This window comes from Comamonas sp. 17RB (assembly GCF_030056555.1).
Taxonomy (GTDB): Bacteria; Pseudomonadota; Gammaproteobacteria; order Burkholderiales; family Burkholderiaceae_C; genus Comamonas; species Comamonas terrigena.
Map to the genome: position 1 here is coordinate 214,151 of NZ_JASHHY010000003.1, position 16,114 is coordinate 230,264.

Genomic DNA, 16,114 nt, shown 5'->3' on the forward strand with positions numbered 1-16,114 from the left:
CTCCGGCAAAGCAGCACCCAGGGTGCGCGGAAGAGATGGCATGAGCGTGACACAGGCCAGCGGCAATTCATATCGCCAAAAACTGTTCAAAATCGGCAAAAATCTGCCATATCGATAGCTATCGTTGCCACTATGTCCAATCTGGATCAGATCGACCAGCGCCTGATTGCCCTGCTGCGCCACAACGCCCGTGAAAGCGTGGCCACCTTGGCCGCGCGGCTGCAGGTGTCGCGTGGCACCGTGACCAACCGTCTGCGCCGCCTGGAAGACGAGGGCGTGATCGTGGGCTATACGCTGCGCCTCAAACCCGAAGCCGAGACCGGCGGACTGCAGGCCTGGATGAGCATTGCCATCGAAGGCAATGACGCCCGCAGGGTGACCGCCTCGTTGCTGGGCGAACCTGCCGTGCAGGCCCTGCACGCCACCAACGGCCAGTGGGACCTGCTGGCCGAACTGCAGGTGGCCACCTTGCCCGAACTGGCGCGGGCGCTGGAACGCATCCGCCTGATCAAGGGCATCAGCCACTCCGAAACCAGCATCCACCTGGAGACGCTGCGCACCACGGCCAGCGCAGCCGCAGTACCGCCCACAGATAGCTGACTGGCAGCTGCAACCATTTTTTCCACGCAAAATAGTCTGCAGAACCAGACCAACAGTGCACAGCAAGCTCCTGTTTTCATAAGAACTTCCACACCGTATCACCCCATGTACATCGCTCTCAAACATTCCCACATGCTGCTGGCCGTGCTGACCCTGCTGTCCGCCCTGCTGTTCACTGCACTGGCCTGGAAGCCGCTGCCCGCACGCAAGGCCACGCTCAGCTATGTCTTCACCCGGGTCTTTGGCGGCCTGGCTGCGCTCACCGGCTTGGCCGTCACCTTTGTCGGCCCCTGGCAGCAGATGATGTATCCCTACATCGGCCTGATTCTGTACGTGGTGCACGGCGTGTGCTGCGGCATTGCCAAGCGGCTGCTGACGGCGCCCAACCCCAGCACCCGCCGCCTGGTGCTGGTGCTGCAACTGGTGTTTCTGCTGGCCACGGCTGCCATCATGGGCGCCAAACCGTTCTGAGCGCCGGCCGGCACCGATCGGCATGCCGGGCCTTGTCCGGTCGTCTTGACCGTCCGCATCCAGTTGACCTGCACATGCTGGCCGACTGAAGCCCTACTTGGTCCATCCAGCCCGCCGTGCGCGGGCTTTTTTGCACCGCTTGTCAGCGCCAGTTGGCGTGCACGACAGTTCTATATACACAAAAAGATATACATGAAGGAGAAAACAATAGTTTGTTTCTATATAAGCTTTCTCTACAGTGCGGCCCCATAGAGCCAGGCCGGCATTGCATGCACGGCCCGTGCCCCCCACGCAAGCACCGTAGCCATGTACCAATACACCGACTTCGACAAAGCCTTCGTCCAGCAGCGCGCTGACCAGTTCCGAGACCAGCTGGAGCGCTGGCAAAGCGGCAAGCTCCCGGAAGACGACTTCCGCCCGCTGCGCCTGCAAAATGGCTGGTACGTGCAGCGCTACGCCCCCATGCTGCGTGTGGCCGTGCCCTACGGGGAAATCAATTCCGACCAGATCCGCGTGCTGGCCCGCGTTGCCCGCGAGTACGACGAACCCGAAGCCGCCGTGTTCAAGGCCGCCATGGAAGGCCAGGGCAAGCTGGGTACGACCTTCCTGCCCACGCACTGCGCCCACTTCACCACGCGCACCAATGTGCAGTTCAACTGGATCCCGCTGTCCAAGGCCGCCGATGTGATGGACCTGCTGGCTTCCGTGAACCTGCACGGCATCCAGACAAGCGGCAACTGCATCCGCAACACCACCACCGATGCGCTGGCCGGCATTGCGCCCGACGAGGCGGTCGACCCCCGCCCCTACGCAGAAATTCTGCGCCAGTGGACCACGCTGCATCCGGAATTCGCCTTCCTGCCGCGCAAGTTCAAGATCGCCATCACCGGTGCTGCAGAAGACCGCGCGGCCACCGGCTGGCACGACGTGGGCCTGCATGTGCTCAAGAACGCGGCCGGCGAAGTGGGCTTCCGGGTCTTTGTCGGTGGCGGCATGGGCCGTACGCCGGTGATCGGCACGGTGATCCGTGAGTTCCTGCCCTGGAACCAGATCATGAACTACATCGAGGCCATCGTACGCGTCTACAACGAGCTGGGACGCCGCGACAACAAGTACAAGGCCCGCATCAAGATTCTGGTCAAGGCCGAAGGCCAGGCCTACATCGATGCGGTGGAAGAGGAATTCCGCCAGATCGTGGAAGTCGACGGCGGCCCCCACACCGTGCCCCAGACCGAGTTCGACCGCGTGGCCGCCATGTTCACTACGCCCGCACTGCCCGCCGTGGCCGACGCGGCGGCCGATGAACAGGCCCTGATTGCCCAGGCGGCGCAAGAGCCCGCTTTTGCGCGCTGGATCAGCCGCAACGTCCATGCCCACAAGCTGCCCGGCCTGCGCGCCGTGACGCTGTCCTTCAAGCGCACCGGCCAGGCTCCCGGCGATGCCACCGGTGACCAGCTGGATGCCCTGGCCCAGCTGGTGGACCGCTTCTCTGCCGGCGAAGCCCGCGTGACCCACGACCAGAACGTGATGCTGCCCTGGGTGCAGGTCAGCCAGCTGCACGCGCTGTGGCAGGCCGCCCGGTCCCTGGGTCTGGCCAGCACCAATGTGGCACTGCTGACCGACATGATCGCCTGCCCCGGCGGCGACTTCTGCGCCCTGGCCAATGCCCGCAGCCTGCCGATTGCCGAAGCCATCACCCAGCGCTACCAGGACTTGGACGAGCTGGACGACATCGGCGAGATCGACCTGCACATCAGCGGCTGCATCAACAGCTGCGGCCACCACCACAGCGGCCACATCGGCATTCTGGGCGTGGACAAGGATGGCAAGGAGTGGTACCAGGTCACGCTGGGCGGATCGGACGGCTCCAGCCTGTCGGGCGAAGCCGTGGCCGGCAAGGTGATCGGCCCCTCGTTCAGTGCCGCCGAAGTGCCCGACGTGCTGGAAGCCGTGCTGACCACCTACCGCAACCTGCGCCAGCCCGGCGAACACTTCATCGACGCCGTGCGCCGCATTGGCCTGGACCCGTTCAAGGAAGCCGGCAAGGGCGCGCGCCACCCGGCCGCCGAAGAGGAAGAAGCGGCAGCCTGAGCGCCAGAACAAGAACAAGGAACCCCTATGCAAATCCTGCCCCACTCCGCCTATGCCGGCCCCGCCGAAGGCGACACCAGCGTGCTGGTGCTGGCCAATGATGTGAATGCACTGGACGCCAATCTGGACGGCATCACCCAGGTTGACCTGCATTTCCCCAACTTCACCGATGGCCGCGCCTTCAGCCAGGCCTATCTGCTGCGCCGCCGCCGTGGCTTTTCCGGCGACATCCGCGCCACCGGCGACGTGCTGATCGACCAGCTGGTGCAGATGGAACGCACCGGCTTCAGCTCTGCCGTACTGCGCGCAGACGTGGATGCGGCCGATGCCCAGCGCCAGTTCGAGCGCTTTGGCGGCTACTACCAGGCCGATGCCGTGCACACCAAGCCCCATTTCGCCGAGGAGCAAGCATGAGCCAGCTCGCCCCCGCTCTGGATCTGGCCCGCATCAACACCGAGCTGGGCCGTGACGCCCAGGCCCTGGTGCGCTGGGCCGTGGGCCTGAACCAACCCACCATCGTCACCACCAACTTCCGCCCGTTCGAGGCTGTGATCCTGCACCTGGTCGCCCAGGCCCAGCCCGGCGTCCCCGTGGTGTGGATGGACAACGGCTACAACACCGAAGCCACCTACCAGTTCGCCGATGCGGTCACCAAGCAGCTGAATCTGAACCTGAAGATCTACCTGCCGCGCCGCTCCCGCGCCCACCGCGAAGCCGTGGAAGGCGCCACACCTGCACTGGATAACCCCCGCCATGCGGCCTTCACCGAAGAAGTGAAGCTGGAGCCCTTTGCCCGTGCCCTGCGCGAGACCGTGCCCAAGGTCTGGTTCACCGCGCTGCGGGCCACCGACACCGCCGTGCGGGCCCAGATGGATCCCGTGAGCATCAACCCCGACGGGTTGATCAAGGTGGCGCCGCTGCTGCACTGGTCGTCCAAGGACCTGTACGAATACTGCGAACAGCATGGCCTGCCCAACAACTTCGACTACGTGGACCCCACCAAGGGCGAAGACAACCGCGAGTGCGGTCTGCACATCGCCCACTGAAAAACATTGGCTTCTGGCGCTTGCTGCGTCAGCGCCAGAGACCTGTTTCGCTTGAAAGTGTATTTATGAACGCCCGTGTGGATACTTCCGTGCTGAGCCACCTCAGCAACCGCCACCTGGATGCGCTGGAAGAGGAAACCATCTTCATCCTGCGTGAAGTGGCCGCCGCTTTTGAACGCCCCGCCCTGCTGTTTTCGGGCGGCAAGGATTCGCTGGTCATGCTGCGCTGCGCGGAAAAGGCCTTTGGTGCCGGCCGCATCCCCTATCCGCTGCTGATGATCGACACCGGCCACAACTTCCCGGAAGTGACCGATTTCCGCGATTTCCGTGCCCAGGAACTGGGCGCCGAGCTGATCGTGCGCAGCGTGGAAGACTCCATGGCCCGCGGCACGGTGCGCCTGGCCCACCCCGGCGAATCGCGCAACGTGCACCAGTCGGTCACCCTGCTCGAAGCGATCGAGGAATTCCGCTTTGACGCGCTGATTGGCGGTGCCCGCCGCGACGAGGAAAAAGCCCGCGCCAAGGAACGCATCTTCAGCCACCGCGACAGCTTTGGCCAATGGCAGCCCAAGGCCCAGCGCCCCGAGCTGTGGACGCTGTTCAACACCCGCATTGCACAGGGAGAGCATTTCCGCGTCTTCCCCATCAGCAACTGGACCGAGCTGGATGTGTGGCAGTACATCGACCGCGAACAGATCGCTCTGCCCAGCCTCTACTACACGCACCAGCGCGATGTGGTGGAACGCAAGGGTCTGCTGGTGCCCGTCACGCCGCTGACGCCGCCCAAGGACGGCGAGCAGGTGGTGCAGCGCGATGTGCGCTTTCGCACCGTGGGGGACATCACCTGCACCTGCCCCGTGGAGAGCACGGCCGCCACGGCCGCCGACATCGTGGTCGAAACCCTGGCCGCCGATGTGAGCGAGCGCGGTGCCACCCGCATGGACGACAAGACCAGCGAGGCATCGATGGAAAAGCGCAAAAAGGATGGGTACTTCTGACACCGCCCTGAGGCGCTGCGCGCCTGCCCCTTCCCAGGCAGGGCGTACTTGCCGGAAGGGCGACACCACCAGCGCGGCGGTCCCGACCCGGGACGTGTTTGAACATTGAAAGAATGCGATGACTGAAACGATCAACTCCACAGCGGCCCAGGCCGGTGCCGATGGCACAGCAGCACTGAATGACCATGTATCCGCGCTGCGCTTCATCACCTGCGGCTCGGTGGACGACGGCAAATCCACGCTGATCGGCCGCCTGCTGGTGGACACCCGCGCCGTGCTGCAGGACCAGCTGGCCGGCGTAACCAAGAGCGGTGAAACCGACCTGGCACTGCTGACCGACGGCCTGTCTGCCGAGCGTGAACAGGGCATCACCATCGATGTGGCCTACCGCTACTTCGCTACCGAAAGCCGCAAGTTCATCATCGGCGACGCTCCCGGCCACGAGCAGTACACCCGCAACATGGTCACCGCGGCGTCCAGCGCCGATGCCGCCGTGGTGCTGGTGGACGCCACCAAGCTCGACTGGCAGAACCCCAGCCTGCAGCTGCTGCCCCAGACCCGCCGCCACAGCCTGCTGGCCCATCTGCTACGCGTGCATTCGCTGGTGTTTGCCGTCAACAAGCTCGACGCCGTGGCCGACCCGGCACTGGCCTTTGCCCACATCCGCGGCGCACTGGCGCAATTTGCCCAGGACGCCGGTATCGCCGTAGCCGCCACCATTCCCGTCTCGGCCCTGAAGGGCTTCAACGTGGTGAACCGCGAAGCCGGCTGGGCCGGTTACCAAGGCCCCAGCCTGCTGCAACTGCTGGAAGAGCTGCCCAACACCCCGGCCGATGTACAGCTGCCGCTGGCCTTCCCGGTGCAGTGGGTGGAGAAATTCCACGACAGCGCCGTCACCACCCAGGGCCGCCGCGTGTTCTGGGGCCGTGTGGCTGCCGGCAGCGCCCAGGTGGGGGCACAGGTGCAGATCCTGCCCAGCGGCCAGTTGGCCACCATCGCCCAGGTGATCGACCATGCCCGCGCACCCAAGGGCGTGGAAGCCGGCCTGTCCGCCGGCATCACGCTGGACCGCGAGGTCGATGTCTCGCGTGGCGACTGGATCGTGGCCGCCCCCGTGCAGTCCGCCGTGGCGGAAGACGACTTTGATACCCCCGCCGCCGTCAGCCCCTGGCCGGCCAGCCGCGACATCACCGCCACCGTGGCCTGGATGGACAACGAGCCTCTGGTGCCCGGCCGCGTGTACTGGGCGCTGCATGGCCACCGCTGGGTCAAGGCCAAGGCACGCCGCGTGGCCTACCGGCTGAACATCAACACCCTGGACCAGGAAGAGGCCCAGCAGCTGGAAGCCAACGCCATCGGCCAGGTCGAACTGCAGCTGCAGGAAGCCATTCCTGCAGCCCCTTTCACCCGTGCACGCCAGCTGGGTTCGCTGATTCTGGTGGACACTGCCAGCAATGCCACCGCCGGCGCGGCCCTGGTGCGTTGAGCAACAGCCCGGACCCTGCCCGGCACCGGTCTGGCGGGTCTCTTTAACCCCTGTTCCGCCCCGTCTGCTGGAGGGACTTGGGAAAACACCTAAAATCCTGGGGTTTCACCGAACCCCATAAGAACAACCATGACTCACGTCGTCACCGAAAACTGCATCAAGTGCAAATACACCGATTGCGTGGATGTGTGCCCTGTGGATTGCTTCCGCGAAGGCCCGAACTTCCTGGTCATCGATCCCGATGAGTGCATCGACTGCGCCGTGTGCATTCCCGAATGCCCGGCCAACGCCATCTTTGCCGAAGAAGATGTGCCTGCCGACCAACTGGCCTTCATCAAGCTGAACGCCGAGCTGTCGCTGGCCAAGGGCTGGAAGAGCATCACCAAGCGCAAGGCTTCGCTGCCCGACGCCGACAGCTTCAACGGCACGCCCGGCAAGATCAACGACCTGATCCGCTGAGCGCCACGCCGCCATGCCCCTGCAAGCCGCTGCGCCGCAGCCCGCCGACACTGCCGCACCAATCACCACCGACGTGGTGGTCTTGGGTGCCGGCCCGGTGGGACTGTTCCAGGTGTTCGAGCTGGGGCTGCTGGGCCTGCAGGCCCACGTGGTGGACGCCCTGCCCCATGCCGGCGGCCAATGCGCCGAGCTCTATCCCGACAAACCGATTTACGACATCCCCGGCATCCGCGCCTGCACCGGCCGGGAGCTGTCGGAGCGCCTGCAGCAGCAGGCCGCACCTTTTTCCCCGGTCTACCACCTGGGCCAGCAGGTGGAACAGCTGCAGCGTCTGGCCGATGGCCGCCTGCTGCTGACCACCCACACCGGCACCCGCTTTGCCACCCGCAGCCTGATCCTGGCCGCCGGTGTGGGCGCTTTTGTGCCCCGTGCACTCAAAGTAGAGGGGGCGGACGCCCTGGTGGGCAGCCAGCTCTTCTACCACCCGCACCAGCTGGACCACGCCCGCAGCCGCGACGTGGTGGTACTGGGCGGTGACGAAACCGCCGTGGCCGCTGCCGTGGCCTGCGCCACCGCACAGGATGCCGCCAGCACCACGCTGCTGCACCGCCGCGATGTGTTCACCGGCCCCGACGCCTTGCTGGCCCAGCTGGCCGACCTGCGCACCCAGGGCCGTATCCAGGTGGTGGCCGGTCAGCCCGGCGCACTGCAGCAGGCCGCCGATGGCCGCCTGCAGGCGCTGGAAGTGGCGCGGCCCGACGGCAGCACCCAGGCTTTGCGCGCCGATCTGCTGCTGGCCTACCTGGGCATTTCACCCAAGCTGGGCCCGATCGCCGAGTGGGGGCTGGAGCTGGAACGCAAGCAGCTGCCCGTGGACACGGCCCGTTTTGCCACGGCCGAGCCCGGCATCTATGCGGTGGGCGATATCAACACCTATCCCGGCAAACGCAAGCTGATTCTGTGCGGCTTCCACGAAGCCACGCTGGCCGCCTTTGCCGTGGCCGAGCAGCTCAGCGGCCAGGCCCCGCTGCTGCAATACACCACCAGCAGCAGCCATCTGCATGCCCTGCTGGGCGTACACAGCGCAGACTGAACCCTGCCCCGCCTGGCGCCAGAGTGCGCCTTGCTTGCGCCGCTCTGACCGGACCGACCCATCTGGTGCGCACCACGCGCTGGCAGCAGGTCACCCACCTTTCCCATAATCGCCTGATCGCCCGCGCACCCAAGGCAGCCTGCTACGCCAACTCCACCCGGTTGCGCCCCTTCTCCTTGGCCTGGTACAGCGCCGCATCGGCACGCTGGAGCATGCGCTGATAGTCCGGGTGGCCGTCATACAGGGCCACGCCAATGCTCACCGTCACCTGGGTACTGCGATCCTGCGGCAGGCGCATGGGCTCATGCTGCATGCGCTGGCGCAAGCGCTCGGCCAGCGCCACCGCCTGGGCCTGGCCCACATCCACCAGCAGCAGCAGAAATTCCTCACCGCCCAGGCGGAACACATAGTCGCCACCACGGCAGGCAGACTGCAGCACATCCGCCACCTGCTGCAGCACACGGTCACCGCCGTCGTGGCCATGCTGGTCGTTGATCTGCTTGAAATGGTCCACATCCACCACCAGCACGGCAAAGGATTCGCTGTGCTGCTGGGCATGCCCCATTTCCTTGCCCAGCACCACAGGCAGAAACTTGCGGTTCAGCAGCCGGGTGAGCACATCGCGCCCGGCATCCAGCTCCTGGTGCTGCTCGAACAGTGCAGCCAGGTGGTAGTTGATGCGGCGCACCTCGTCCCGCAGCTGGCGCAGCTGCTGCATGCGCGGAGCCCCCGGCTCCAGCGCTTCCAACGCGGGCAGCCATACCGCATCCACGTCCTGCATCGCCGATTCAATGCGGCGCGTCTCCTGCGCCCCACGGAACACGAACTCGCCCTTGTGGTGAAACCACAGGCCAAAGTCAGACACGGCCATGCGCGGCAGCTGTGCACTGGTGCGCTCCATGGCCAGCTCGCACAGCAACTGGTTTTCCCATTCCAGCAGCGCCGCACGCTGGCGTTCGCGCTCGGTGCCCAGGTTGTGGGTGATGGCGTGCAGGCGGTAGGCGTCCTTGGTGCGGGCCGTGCGCTCCATCGAACGGGCATAGGCCTGGCTCATGATCTCCATGCACAGGTCCACCAGCACGGCCGCATGCTGGGCTGCGCCGTCGGCCTGCAACAGCAACTGGTGCAGATGCACCTTCAGCCCGCGCGCGCCCTGCAGCACCAGGTGCACCGGCACATCGATGCGGGCATGCACCTCGCCCACATGCACCTGCTGCGCCACCTTCTGCTCCAGTTGCAGGCTGGAGCCGTCAAACACGCTGCGCATCCAGCGCTGCAGCGACTGCTCCAGCCGCTGTCGCAAAGGGATGTTCGACAGAAAGAGCACAGCCCCTTCTTCCTGCGACATGTCCTGGTAAAAACGCCGCGCCAGCTCCTCGGCATGGGCCTGTGCCACGGAGCGCACGGCCTCGCGCACGGCAGGGGTGACGGCGTCCAACAGGCCGGCCCATTGGCGGGCGTATCGCGCATGTGGAATGGGCATGGGTATCAGTGAGGGGTCTGCTGCGGTGCGCGACAAGCTAACACCGCAGTCACATTGAATTTATATATGAATCCAATTATGACCATAGCAGTACAAATCGCCAGTACAAACTGACACCACTGTCAGCTTTCTGCCGGTTTGCGGACTGACCAGGATTAAATGGGCATGAAAAAACCCCACCGAGCTTTCACTCGATGGGGTTGATCTTGGTCGGAGCGGCGGGATTCGAACTCGCGACCCTCTGCTCCCAAAGCAGATGCGCTACCAGGCTGCGCTACGCTCCGGACAGCGAGAAGTATACCCGATTTACGCCACCCATCGACCCGATGGATGCACTGTTTCAGTCGCGCCCTGCTTGCGGCAGGGTGCGACGCAACCGGGCAGCCTCCAGCACCAGGCTGGCATAGGCATGCGCAAGCTGGAGCCCGCGGTGGTTCACTTCCGGATCGGCAGCCATCGCGACCAAGCGGCCGGGCGTCTGCTGCATCAGCTCTTCGGCAAACGCACAGCATTGGCTTTGTGCCGCGTTCAGTTGCTGCAAAAATTCTGCAGGGATGCCATCCAACTGTTCCACATCCAGGCGCTTGTGAAGCTTCAGCGCCGCTTCAAAGACCTCATCCCACAACTGCTCGATCACGATAGCCTTCCGTATTTCAGAGAAATGCTATCGATTCAGAAATTTCTATAGAAGCGAATCCGCATCATTTTGGTAGAGATGTGCGGCAGATCGCACGCTTTGTGAAATTCTGTCAGACACAGCCTCTCCGCAGACAGCCACTGCGCAAGGCCATTGCCTGCGCAAAAAAGCCCGCGGCTGCGGGCTATGTACTGCGTCTGCAAGACCTGTGGAAGACCTGCCGGATTCAGAGATTGAAAGGCGCCGACGCCAGGCACTGCGTGCACTCTCCGGCGCTGCGCCGCCCCTTGGGGTCACACTGTTTGCAGCGCTTTTGCTGGCGGCGCATTTCGACACTGGCCTGCACAGGCAGCAGCAGCACCAGCATGCCTGCAATGAAAGGACTCGCCAGCAAGGCAGCCACGCACCAGCCCACTCCCGATCGCCCCCGCTTTGCTGCCAGCCATCCGCACGCGAACGCCAGCACCACCCAGACAATGGCTATGAACATACCCCCTCCTATTGTTGGAATGGATCGTAACAAAGCCATCTCAGACCGAAGCCAGGAAGCAGCGAAAACCGCGACCCCAAAGCCGCCAGGCCACACGAAGGCGGCGCCGGAGCTGGAACACAACGGACAGGAGGGGACTGCAGCCACGCACCTTGCTGCGCAGCCAGAAAAGACAAAGGGGTTAGCCCAATTGAGCTAACCCCTTGAATCAATGGTCGGAGCGGCGGGATTCGAACTCGCGACCCTCTGCTCCCAAAGCAGATGCGCTACCAGGCTGCGCTACGCTCCGACAAAGATGTGATTATACGTGCTCACAACACGGTTTTTGGCTTGGTTGGCGCGAAATGCACATTTTGTGCGGCGCCAACGCTTTAGCGCGAAGAGTTGGGGCCTGGACCGCGACCTGCCAGGTGACGGAAAGTGATGCGACCCTTGGTCAGATCGTAGGGCGACATTTCCAGCGACACCTTGTCGCCGGCCAGAATGCGGATGTGGTGCTTGCGCATCTTGCCGCCAGTGTAGGCAATCAGCTGGTGACCGTTTTCCAGGGTCACGCGGAAACGCGAGTCGGGCAGCACTTCGGTGACCGAGCCTTGCATTTCAATCAGTTCTTCTTTAGCCATTTCAATTCTTTCAGTTCAATCTGTGTCAGCGGTGCCAGCGCAAGGTGGGCCACAACCACCTGCCGGGCCACAAGCGACGGCCCTTTCCTTCAGACAGACAGCGGGTGCACTGCGCCAGCCACGGCGCAGATCAGACGGAAAGGCGCTCCAGGCCATGCATCCGGCCTTCCACACGCTTCCCGGGCAAAGCTTGGCACTGCTCGAGGAAAATCCTTCAATTGTACCTGCTGCAACAGGCACTGTCTTTTTTTGACCGCTCCCTTTTTTCGCGCCCACGCCAGAAAACGCCCGCACGATGACAAAAATATGGCACGACCGCTGCTGCGTGTCGGCGCCGCTCAGTCACCCGAGCCGATGGTTTTGCTGAGAGTGCGGACCAGATCGGTCTGGGTGACGATGCCCACCAGCCGGCGCTGCGCATCCACGATGGGAATATGGTGGTGGTGACCGGCTTCCGAAAACAAGGGGATCAGCGTCGTCACCAGCCCGTCGTCACCGGCCACCTGTACATCCTGGGACATGATGTCGCCCACCGTTCCCTGGCTGTTGCTGCGCCAGGACACCAGGTGCTTGAGCCGCTGACCCAGGCCGTCGCGCACATCGAGGTGGGCCAGCCGCATGAAGTCGGTCACCGACACAATGCCCAGCACTTGGTGTTGCGCATCCACCACGGGCAGCGCCTTGACCTGCTCCTGCCGCATCAGCGCCCAGGCCTCTTTCAGTGCCACCTGTGGCTCCACCGCAAACACCGGCCGGGACATGATGTCTGCACAGCGCAGATCGCCCAGGGTGCGCTGAAAAGCCGCTTTGCCCGCCATGTGCAGCAGGCCTTCCAGATCGGCCCGACTGATGTCCAGCACCTGGTTGTAATGGGACAGCGCGGCATCCAGGTCGGCCGAGACAAAGCGCGCCGACCCGGCGCCCTTGTAGCTGTGCTGCGGATGCGGATAACGCTTGCCGGTCAAGGTGTTGTAGACCACGGCGCACAGCACCAGCACCGCCACATTGAACAGAATGGGGAAGGCCACCAGCGCCACGCCATCGGCATGCTCCAGCACCACGAAAGCGGCAAAACCGGCCCCTGGCGGGTGCATGCAGCGCAGCGGCACCATCAGCAAGATGCTCAGCCCCACCGACAGGGCAGCCGCCACCGCCAGATCCGGCACCAGGCGCTGGCAGAGCGCGCCCACCAGGGCCGACACCACGGTCCCCCCCAGCACCGGCCAGGGCTGCGCCAGCGGGCTGGCCGGCATACCGAAGAGCAGCACCGCACTGGCCCCCAGCGACGACACCATCCAGGTGCTGGTCGGCACATCCGTCCACCAGCGCGACAACATGCCTGTCACCAGCAGCCCCAGTGCCACGCCGAAGGCCATGCGCAGCAGCTCCTGCAGATCAATGCGCACCGGGCCGGGCCAGAAATTGCGCAGCCACAGCGCCCAACGCGTCAGCTGGGCATGCTGGGAGCCCAGCGGCGTGGGCATCTGCGCGGACTCCGGGACCACTGGCGCCGCCGGGCTCGGCCCGGAGCCGGAGGCCGCAGCACGCGGCCGCTGGTCGGTTTCAGACATGGGATGCTCCGCTCTCCGCAGTTTTTTTCACTGGAAACATGCTCAAAATCATAGCAACCACGGGTTAGCCCTGCGCACAGCACCGATAGAATCGCGCCCACACTTACGCCACTTGTTGCCAACTGCCCTCTTCCGGAGCCCTCTGCCTGTGTCCGACCGCCTTGCCGTACTCCCGCAATACCTGATCCCCAAACAGGCCCTCACCATGCTCATGGGCCACCTGGCCGGCAAGCAGGCGGGCTCGCTCACCACATCGGTGATCCGCTGGTTCATTCAGCGCTACCAGGTCAATATGCAGGAAGCGGCCAACCCGGACCCCGCGGCCTACGCCACCTTCAATGAATTCTTCACGCGCCCGCTGCGCGAAGGTGCACGCCCGCTGAGCGACAGCCGCTGGATCTGCCCGGTGGACGGCGCAGTCAGCCAGATCGGCCCCATTGCGGGCGACCAGATCTTCCAGGCCAAGGGCCACCACTATTCCAGCCAGGCACTGCTGGGCGGCGACGCGGCGCTGGCGAGCCAGTTCGACAACGGGCATTTCGCCACCATCTACCTGAGCCCGCGCGACTACCACCGCATCCACATGCCGCAGACCGGACGGCTGCTGCGCATGATCTATGTCCCGGGCGATCTGTTCTCGGTCAACCCCACCACGGCACGTGGCGTGCCCGGCCTGTTTGCCCGCAACGAGCGGGTGGTGTGCATCTTTGAAGGCGCGCAAGGCCCGTTTGCCCTGGTGCTGGTGGGTGCCACCATCGTGGGCAGCATGGCCACCGTCTGGCACGGCGTGGTGAACCCGCCGCGCACTCGCGACATCCGCGACTGGCGCTACGAAGACCAGCAGATCACGCTGCACAAAGGCGAGGAAATGGGGCGCTTTCTGCTGGGCTCCACCGTGGTCATGCTGATGCCGGCAGGCACCTTGAATACCTTCAACACCGGCTGGGATGCTGCCACGGCGGTGCGCCTGGGCGAACCCATGGCCGACTAAAGCCTTGCAGGCCCGCGCGCCTGCCCTTCTCAGGCCCTTCGCCAAACACAACAGGCTGCCATAGGCAGCCTGTTGTGTTTGGTGCGCCACTGGCGCCAGAGACGGGCTTACAGAAACCAGCTCAGCACTTCGGGACGGCGCTCGGTGGTGAACATCGTGGGCGTCAGCGTGAGGCGCTCGGGCTTGACCGGTTCGTCGCGCCCCACCAGATGCACCATCATTTCGCGACGGCGCAGCACCACATGGCTCACGGTCTCGGAGCGGCCTGCGTGCATGACACGCACACCCGGCTTGAACACCGGCATCTGGAAGGTGTGACCACGGGTATAGGGGGCCTGCTGGCCTTCGGCTTGACCTGGATTGATGACCAACATGGCATTCCTTTTTTCAGCTGTGATGTGTCCTCATCGACAACTGTGCAGCAAAGTTTAGGGCTGCATCCATTTTTTTGGTGCACCGGCTGCAGACTGCGACTTGCGGATTATTCCCCGACAATCCGCAGTCCGCCCCCGTCTCTACCGCCTGTCCATGTCCCGCCCGCGTTTTCTTCCTGACAACTTCACCCTGATGCTGATGGCCACGGTGGCCCTCGCCAGCTTTTTCCCCGCCTCGGGCGTTCCCGCACAGTGGCTGAACGCCGCCACCACCGTGGTGATCGTGCTGCTCTTCTTTCTGCATGGAGCCAAGCTGTCACGCCCGGCCATTCTGGCCGGCATCGGCCACTGGCGCCTGCACCTGGTGATCACGGCCATCACCTTTGTGGCCTTCCCCATTCTGGGCTGGTCGCTGCGCCCGCTGCTGGAGCCCCTGGTCACGCCCGACCTGTATCTGGGCATTCTGTTCCTGTGCACCGTGCCCGCCACCGTGCAGTCCGCCATTGCACTGACGGCGCTGGCGCGCGGCAACATGCCGGCGGCCATCTGCAGCGCATCGGGCTCCACCTTGCTGGGCATTCTGTTCACCCCGCTGCTGGTGGGTATGCTGCTGCATGTCAGCGCCTCATCGGCCGATCCGCTGGCCGCCATCGGCAAGATTGCGCTACAGTTGTTGGTACCGTTCATCGTCGGCCACCTGATGCGCCCCTGGGTGGCCCCCATCGTCCAGTGGATGGGCACATCCATCAAGGTGGTGGACCAGGGCTCCATCCTGCTGGTGGTGTATTCGGCTTTCAGCGGCGCCGTGGTGGCCGGCCTGTGGTCGCAAATGCCGCTGCCCGCCATGGCAGGCCTGTTTGTGCTGTGCGCACTGCTGCTGGCCTGCTCCATGACCCTGTGCGTGTTCGCCAGCCGCCGCCTGGGCTTCAGCACCGAAGACGAAATTGCCATCCTGTTCTGCGGCGCACAAAAAAGCCTGGTCAGCGGCGTTCCCATGGCCAAGGTGCTGTTCCCGGCCAGCATGGTCGGCAGCATTGTGCTGCCGCTGATGCTGTTCCACCCCATGCAGCTGATGGTGTCGGCGGTGATTGCCGGCCGCTATGCGCGCCGACCAGGCGCAACAGACACAGACCGCCGCTGATCGGCTCATCGCCCTGCGCCGCCCACCGGCACAGGGCTCTGGGGTTAACCCGCCCCCACGGGTGCCATTCCCCCTGCAGCATGTGCAAGGCGGCGCTCTTGCCGTCGTCCCTTTTCTTTTGTGGAGAGACCGCATGCTCAAGCAATGGATCGCCGCCGCCGCCCTGTGCGTATTCGGCCTGGCGCACGCTGCCACCGTCGACGCCAACAAGGCCACCCCGGCCGAACTGGACCAGATCAAGGGCATAGGCCCCGCCACTGCGGCCCGCATTGTGGAGCAGCGCAAAACGGCCCCATTCAAGAACTGGGAAGACTTCATCGGGCGCGTCCAGGGCATAGGCCCGGGCAATGCCGCCAAGATGTCCGGCGAAGGCCTGACCGTCAACGGCCAGAGCTACAAAGCCAAGCCGGCGGCGCCAGCCACTGCAGCCAAGCCCGCCAACACGCCCCCGGCACCCGCAGCCAAGCCCACCAAGCCGGCGGCCTGACACACCACGCTCCTGCCCCGCACCCGCCTTTGGCGGGTTTTTCATGCCTAATGCATGACCAATGGCCTCAACA

17 protein-coding genes and 2 tRNA genes are annotated in these 16,114 nt (G+C 64.5%); 12 read left to right on the plus strand and 7 right to left on the minus strand.

Annotation, left to right across the window (positions count from 1 at the left end):
- Nucleotides 1–141: 141 nt before the first annotated feature.
- The 9 genes from QM470_RS07250 to QM470_RS07290 all read left to right on the plus strand — a co-directional run bounded on the left by QM470_RS07250 (nt 142) and on the right by QM470_RS07290 (nt 8,244).
- Entirely contained in the window at nt 142–600 is a 459-nt protein-coding gene (locus QM470_RS07250; RefSeq protein ID WP_283338874.1) for an Lrp/AsnC family transcriptional regulator, read from the plus strand.
- Between the two features lie 105 nt (nt 601–705).
- Nucleotides 706–1,071, plus strand: a complete 366-nt coding sequence (locus QM470_RS07255) for a hypothetical protein (RefSeq protein WP_283338739.1) — start codon at nt 706–708, stop codon at nt 1,069–1,071.
- Between the two features lie 306 nt (nt 1,072–1,377).
- Nucleotides 1,378–3,162, plus strand: a complete 1,785-nt coding sequence (locus QM470_RS07260; protein WP_283338740.1) for a nitrite/sulfite reductase — start codon at nt 1,378–1,380, stop codon at nt 3,160–3,162.
- 27 nt (nt 3,163–3,189) lie between these two features.
- Entirely contained in the window at nt 3,190–3,576 is a 387-nt protein-coding gene (locus tag QM470_RS07265) for a DUF934 domain-containing protein (protein ID WP_280010636.1), read from the plus strand.
- Nucleotides 3,573–4,208, plus strand: a complete 636-nt coding sequence (locus tag QM470_RS07270) for a phosphoadenosine phosphosulfate reductase domain-containing protein (RefSeq protein WP_283338741.1) — start codon at nt 3,573–3,575, stop codon at nt 4,206–4,208. The genes QM470_RS07265 and QM470_RS07270 overlap by 4 nt, the downstream gene beginning before the upstream one ends.
- Before the next feature lie 65 nt (nt 4,209–4,273).
- On the plus strand, nt 4,274–5,206 hold the full coding sequence (gene cysD, locus QM470_RS07275; protein WP_066535362.1) for a sulfate adenylyltransferase subunit CysD: 933 nt from the start codon (nt 4,274–4,276) through the stop codon (nt 5,204–5,206).
- Nucleotides 5,207–5,324: 118 nt separating this feature from the next.
- Nucleotides 5,325–6,692 (plus strand): sulfate adenylyltransferase subunit 1, encoded by a 1,368-nt coding sequence (locus QM470_RS07280; protein WP_272970201.1) that lies wholly within the window; start codon nt 5,325–5,327, stop codon nt 6,690–6,692.
- Between the two features lie 129 nt (nt 6,693–6,821).
- On the plus strand, nt 6,822–7,151 hold the full coding sequence (fdxA, locus tag QM470_RS07285; RefSeq protein ID WP_066535367.1) for a ferredoxin FdxA: 330 nt from the start codon (nt 6,822–6,824) through the stop codon (nt 7,149–7,151).
- Nucleotides 7,152–7,164: 13 nt separating this feature from the next.
- On the plus strand, nt 7,165–8,244 hold the full coding sequence (locus QM470_RS07290) for an NAD(P)/FAD-dependent oxidoreductase (protein WP_283338742.1): 1,080 nt from the start codon (nt 7,165–7,167) through the stop codon (nt 8,242–8,244).
- A 142-nt stretch (nt 8,245–8,386) separates the two neighbouring features.
- Here the strand turns inward: QM470_RS07290 and QM470_RS07295 are convergent, their stop codons facing one another.
- The 6 genes from QM470_RS07295 to QM470_RS07320 all read right to left on the minus strand — a co-directional run bounded on the left by QM470_RS07295 (nt 8,387) and on the right by QM470_RS07320 (nt 13,048).
- A complete protein-coding gene (locus tag QM470_RS07295) occupies nt 8,387–9,727 on the minus strand; it encodes a GGDEF domain-containing protein (RefSeq protein WP_283338743.1) in 1,341 nt (446 codons plus the stop codon).
- Nucleotides 9,728–9,934: 207 nt separating this feature from the next.
- Nucleotides 9,935–10,011 (minus strand) — tRNA-Pro (locus tag QM470_RS07300).
- Between the two features lie 56 nt (nt 10,012–10,067).
- On the minus strand, nt 10,068–10,364 hold the full coding sequence (locus QM470_RS07305; RefSeq protein ID WP_066535382.1) for a hypothetical protein: 297 nt from the start codon (nt 10,362–10,364) through the stop codon (nt 10,068–10,070).
- Nucleotides 10,365–11,066: 702 nt separating this feature from the next.
- Nucleotides 11,067–11,143: transfer RNA gene (locus tag QM470_RS07310), tRNA-Pro, on the minus strand.
- 82 nt (nt 11,144–11,225) lie between these two features.
- Entirely contained in the window at nt 11,226–11,477 is a 252-nt protein-coding gene (infA, locus tag QM470_RS07315; RefSeq protein ID WP_066535392.1) for a translation initiation factor IF-1, read from the minus strand.
- A gap of 338 nt (nt 11,478–11,815) precedes the next feature.
- Nucleotides 11,816–13,048, minus strand: a complete 1,233-nt coding sequence (locus tag QM470_RS07320; protein WP_349307062.1) for an HPP family protein — start codon at nt 13,046–13,048, stop codon at nt 11,816–11,818.
- A gap of 148 nt (nt 13,049–13,196) precedes the next feature.
- On the opposite strand from QM470_RS07320, the gene asd reads away from it, so the two are divergent.
- Nucleotides 13,197–14,039 (plus strand): archaetidylserine decarboxylase, encoded by an 843-nt coding sequence (gene asd / locus QM470_RS07325; protein ID WP_283338744.1) that lies wholly within the window; start codon nt 13,197–13,199, stop codon nt 14,037–14,039.
- 107 nt (nt 14,040–14,146) lie between these two features.
- On the opposite strand, the gene QM470_RS07330 is transcribed toward asd, so the two are convergent.
- The gene (locus QM470_RS07330; protein WP_066535401.1) at nt 14,147–14,413 is read right to left on the minus strand and encodes a hypothetical protein; all 267 of its coding nucleotides are present in this window, start codon (nt 14,411–14,413) and stop codon (nt 14,147–14,149) included.
- Nucleotides 14,414–14,567: 154 nt separating this feature from the next.
- Between QM470_RS07330 and QM470_RS07335 the strand changes: the two genes are divergently transcribed.
- Complete coding sequence (locus tag QM470_RS07335) at nt 14,568–15,554, plus strand: bile acid:sodium symporter family protein (protein ID WP_283338745.1); 987 nt, start codon at nt 14,568–14,570, stop codon at nt 15,552–15,554.
- Between the two features lie 133 nt (nt 15,555–15,687).
- Nucleotides 15,688–16,041, plus strand: a complete 354-nt coding sequence (locus QM470_RS07340; protein WP_280010627.1) for a ComEA family DNA-binding protein — start codon at nt 15,688–15,690, stop codon at nt 16,039–16,041.
- The last annotated feature ends 73 nt before the right edge of the window (nt 16,042–16,114 follow it).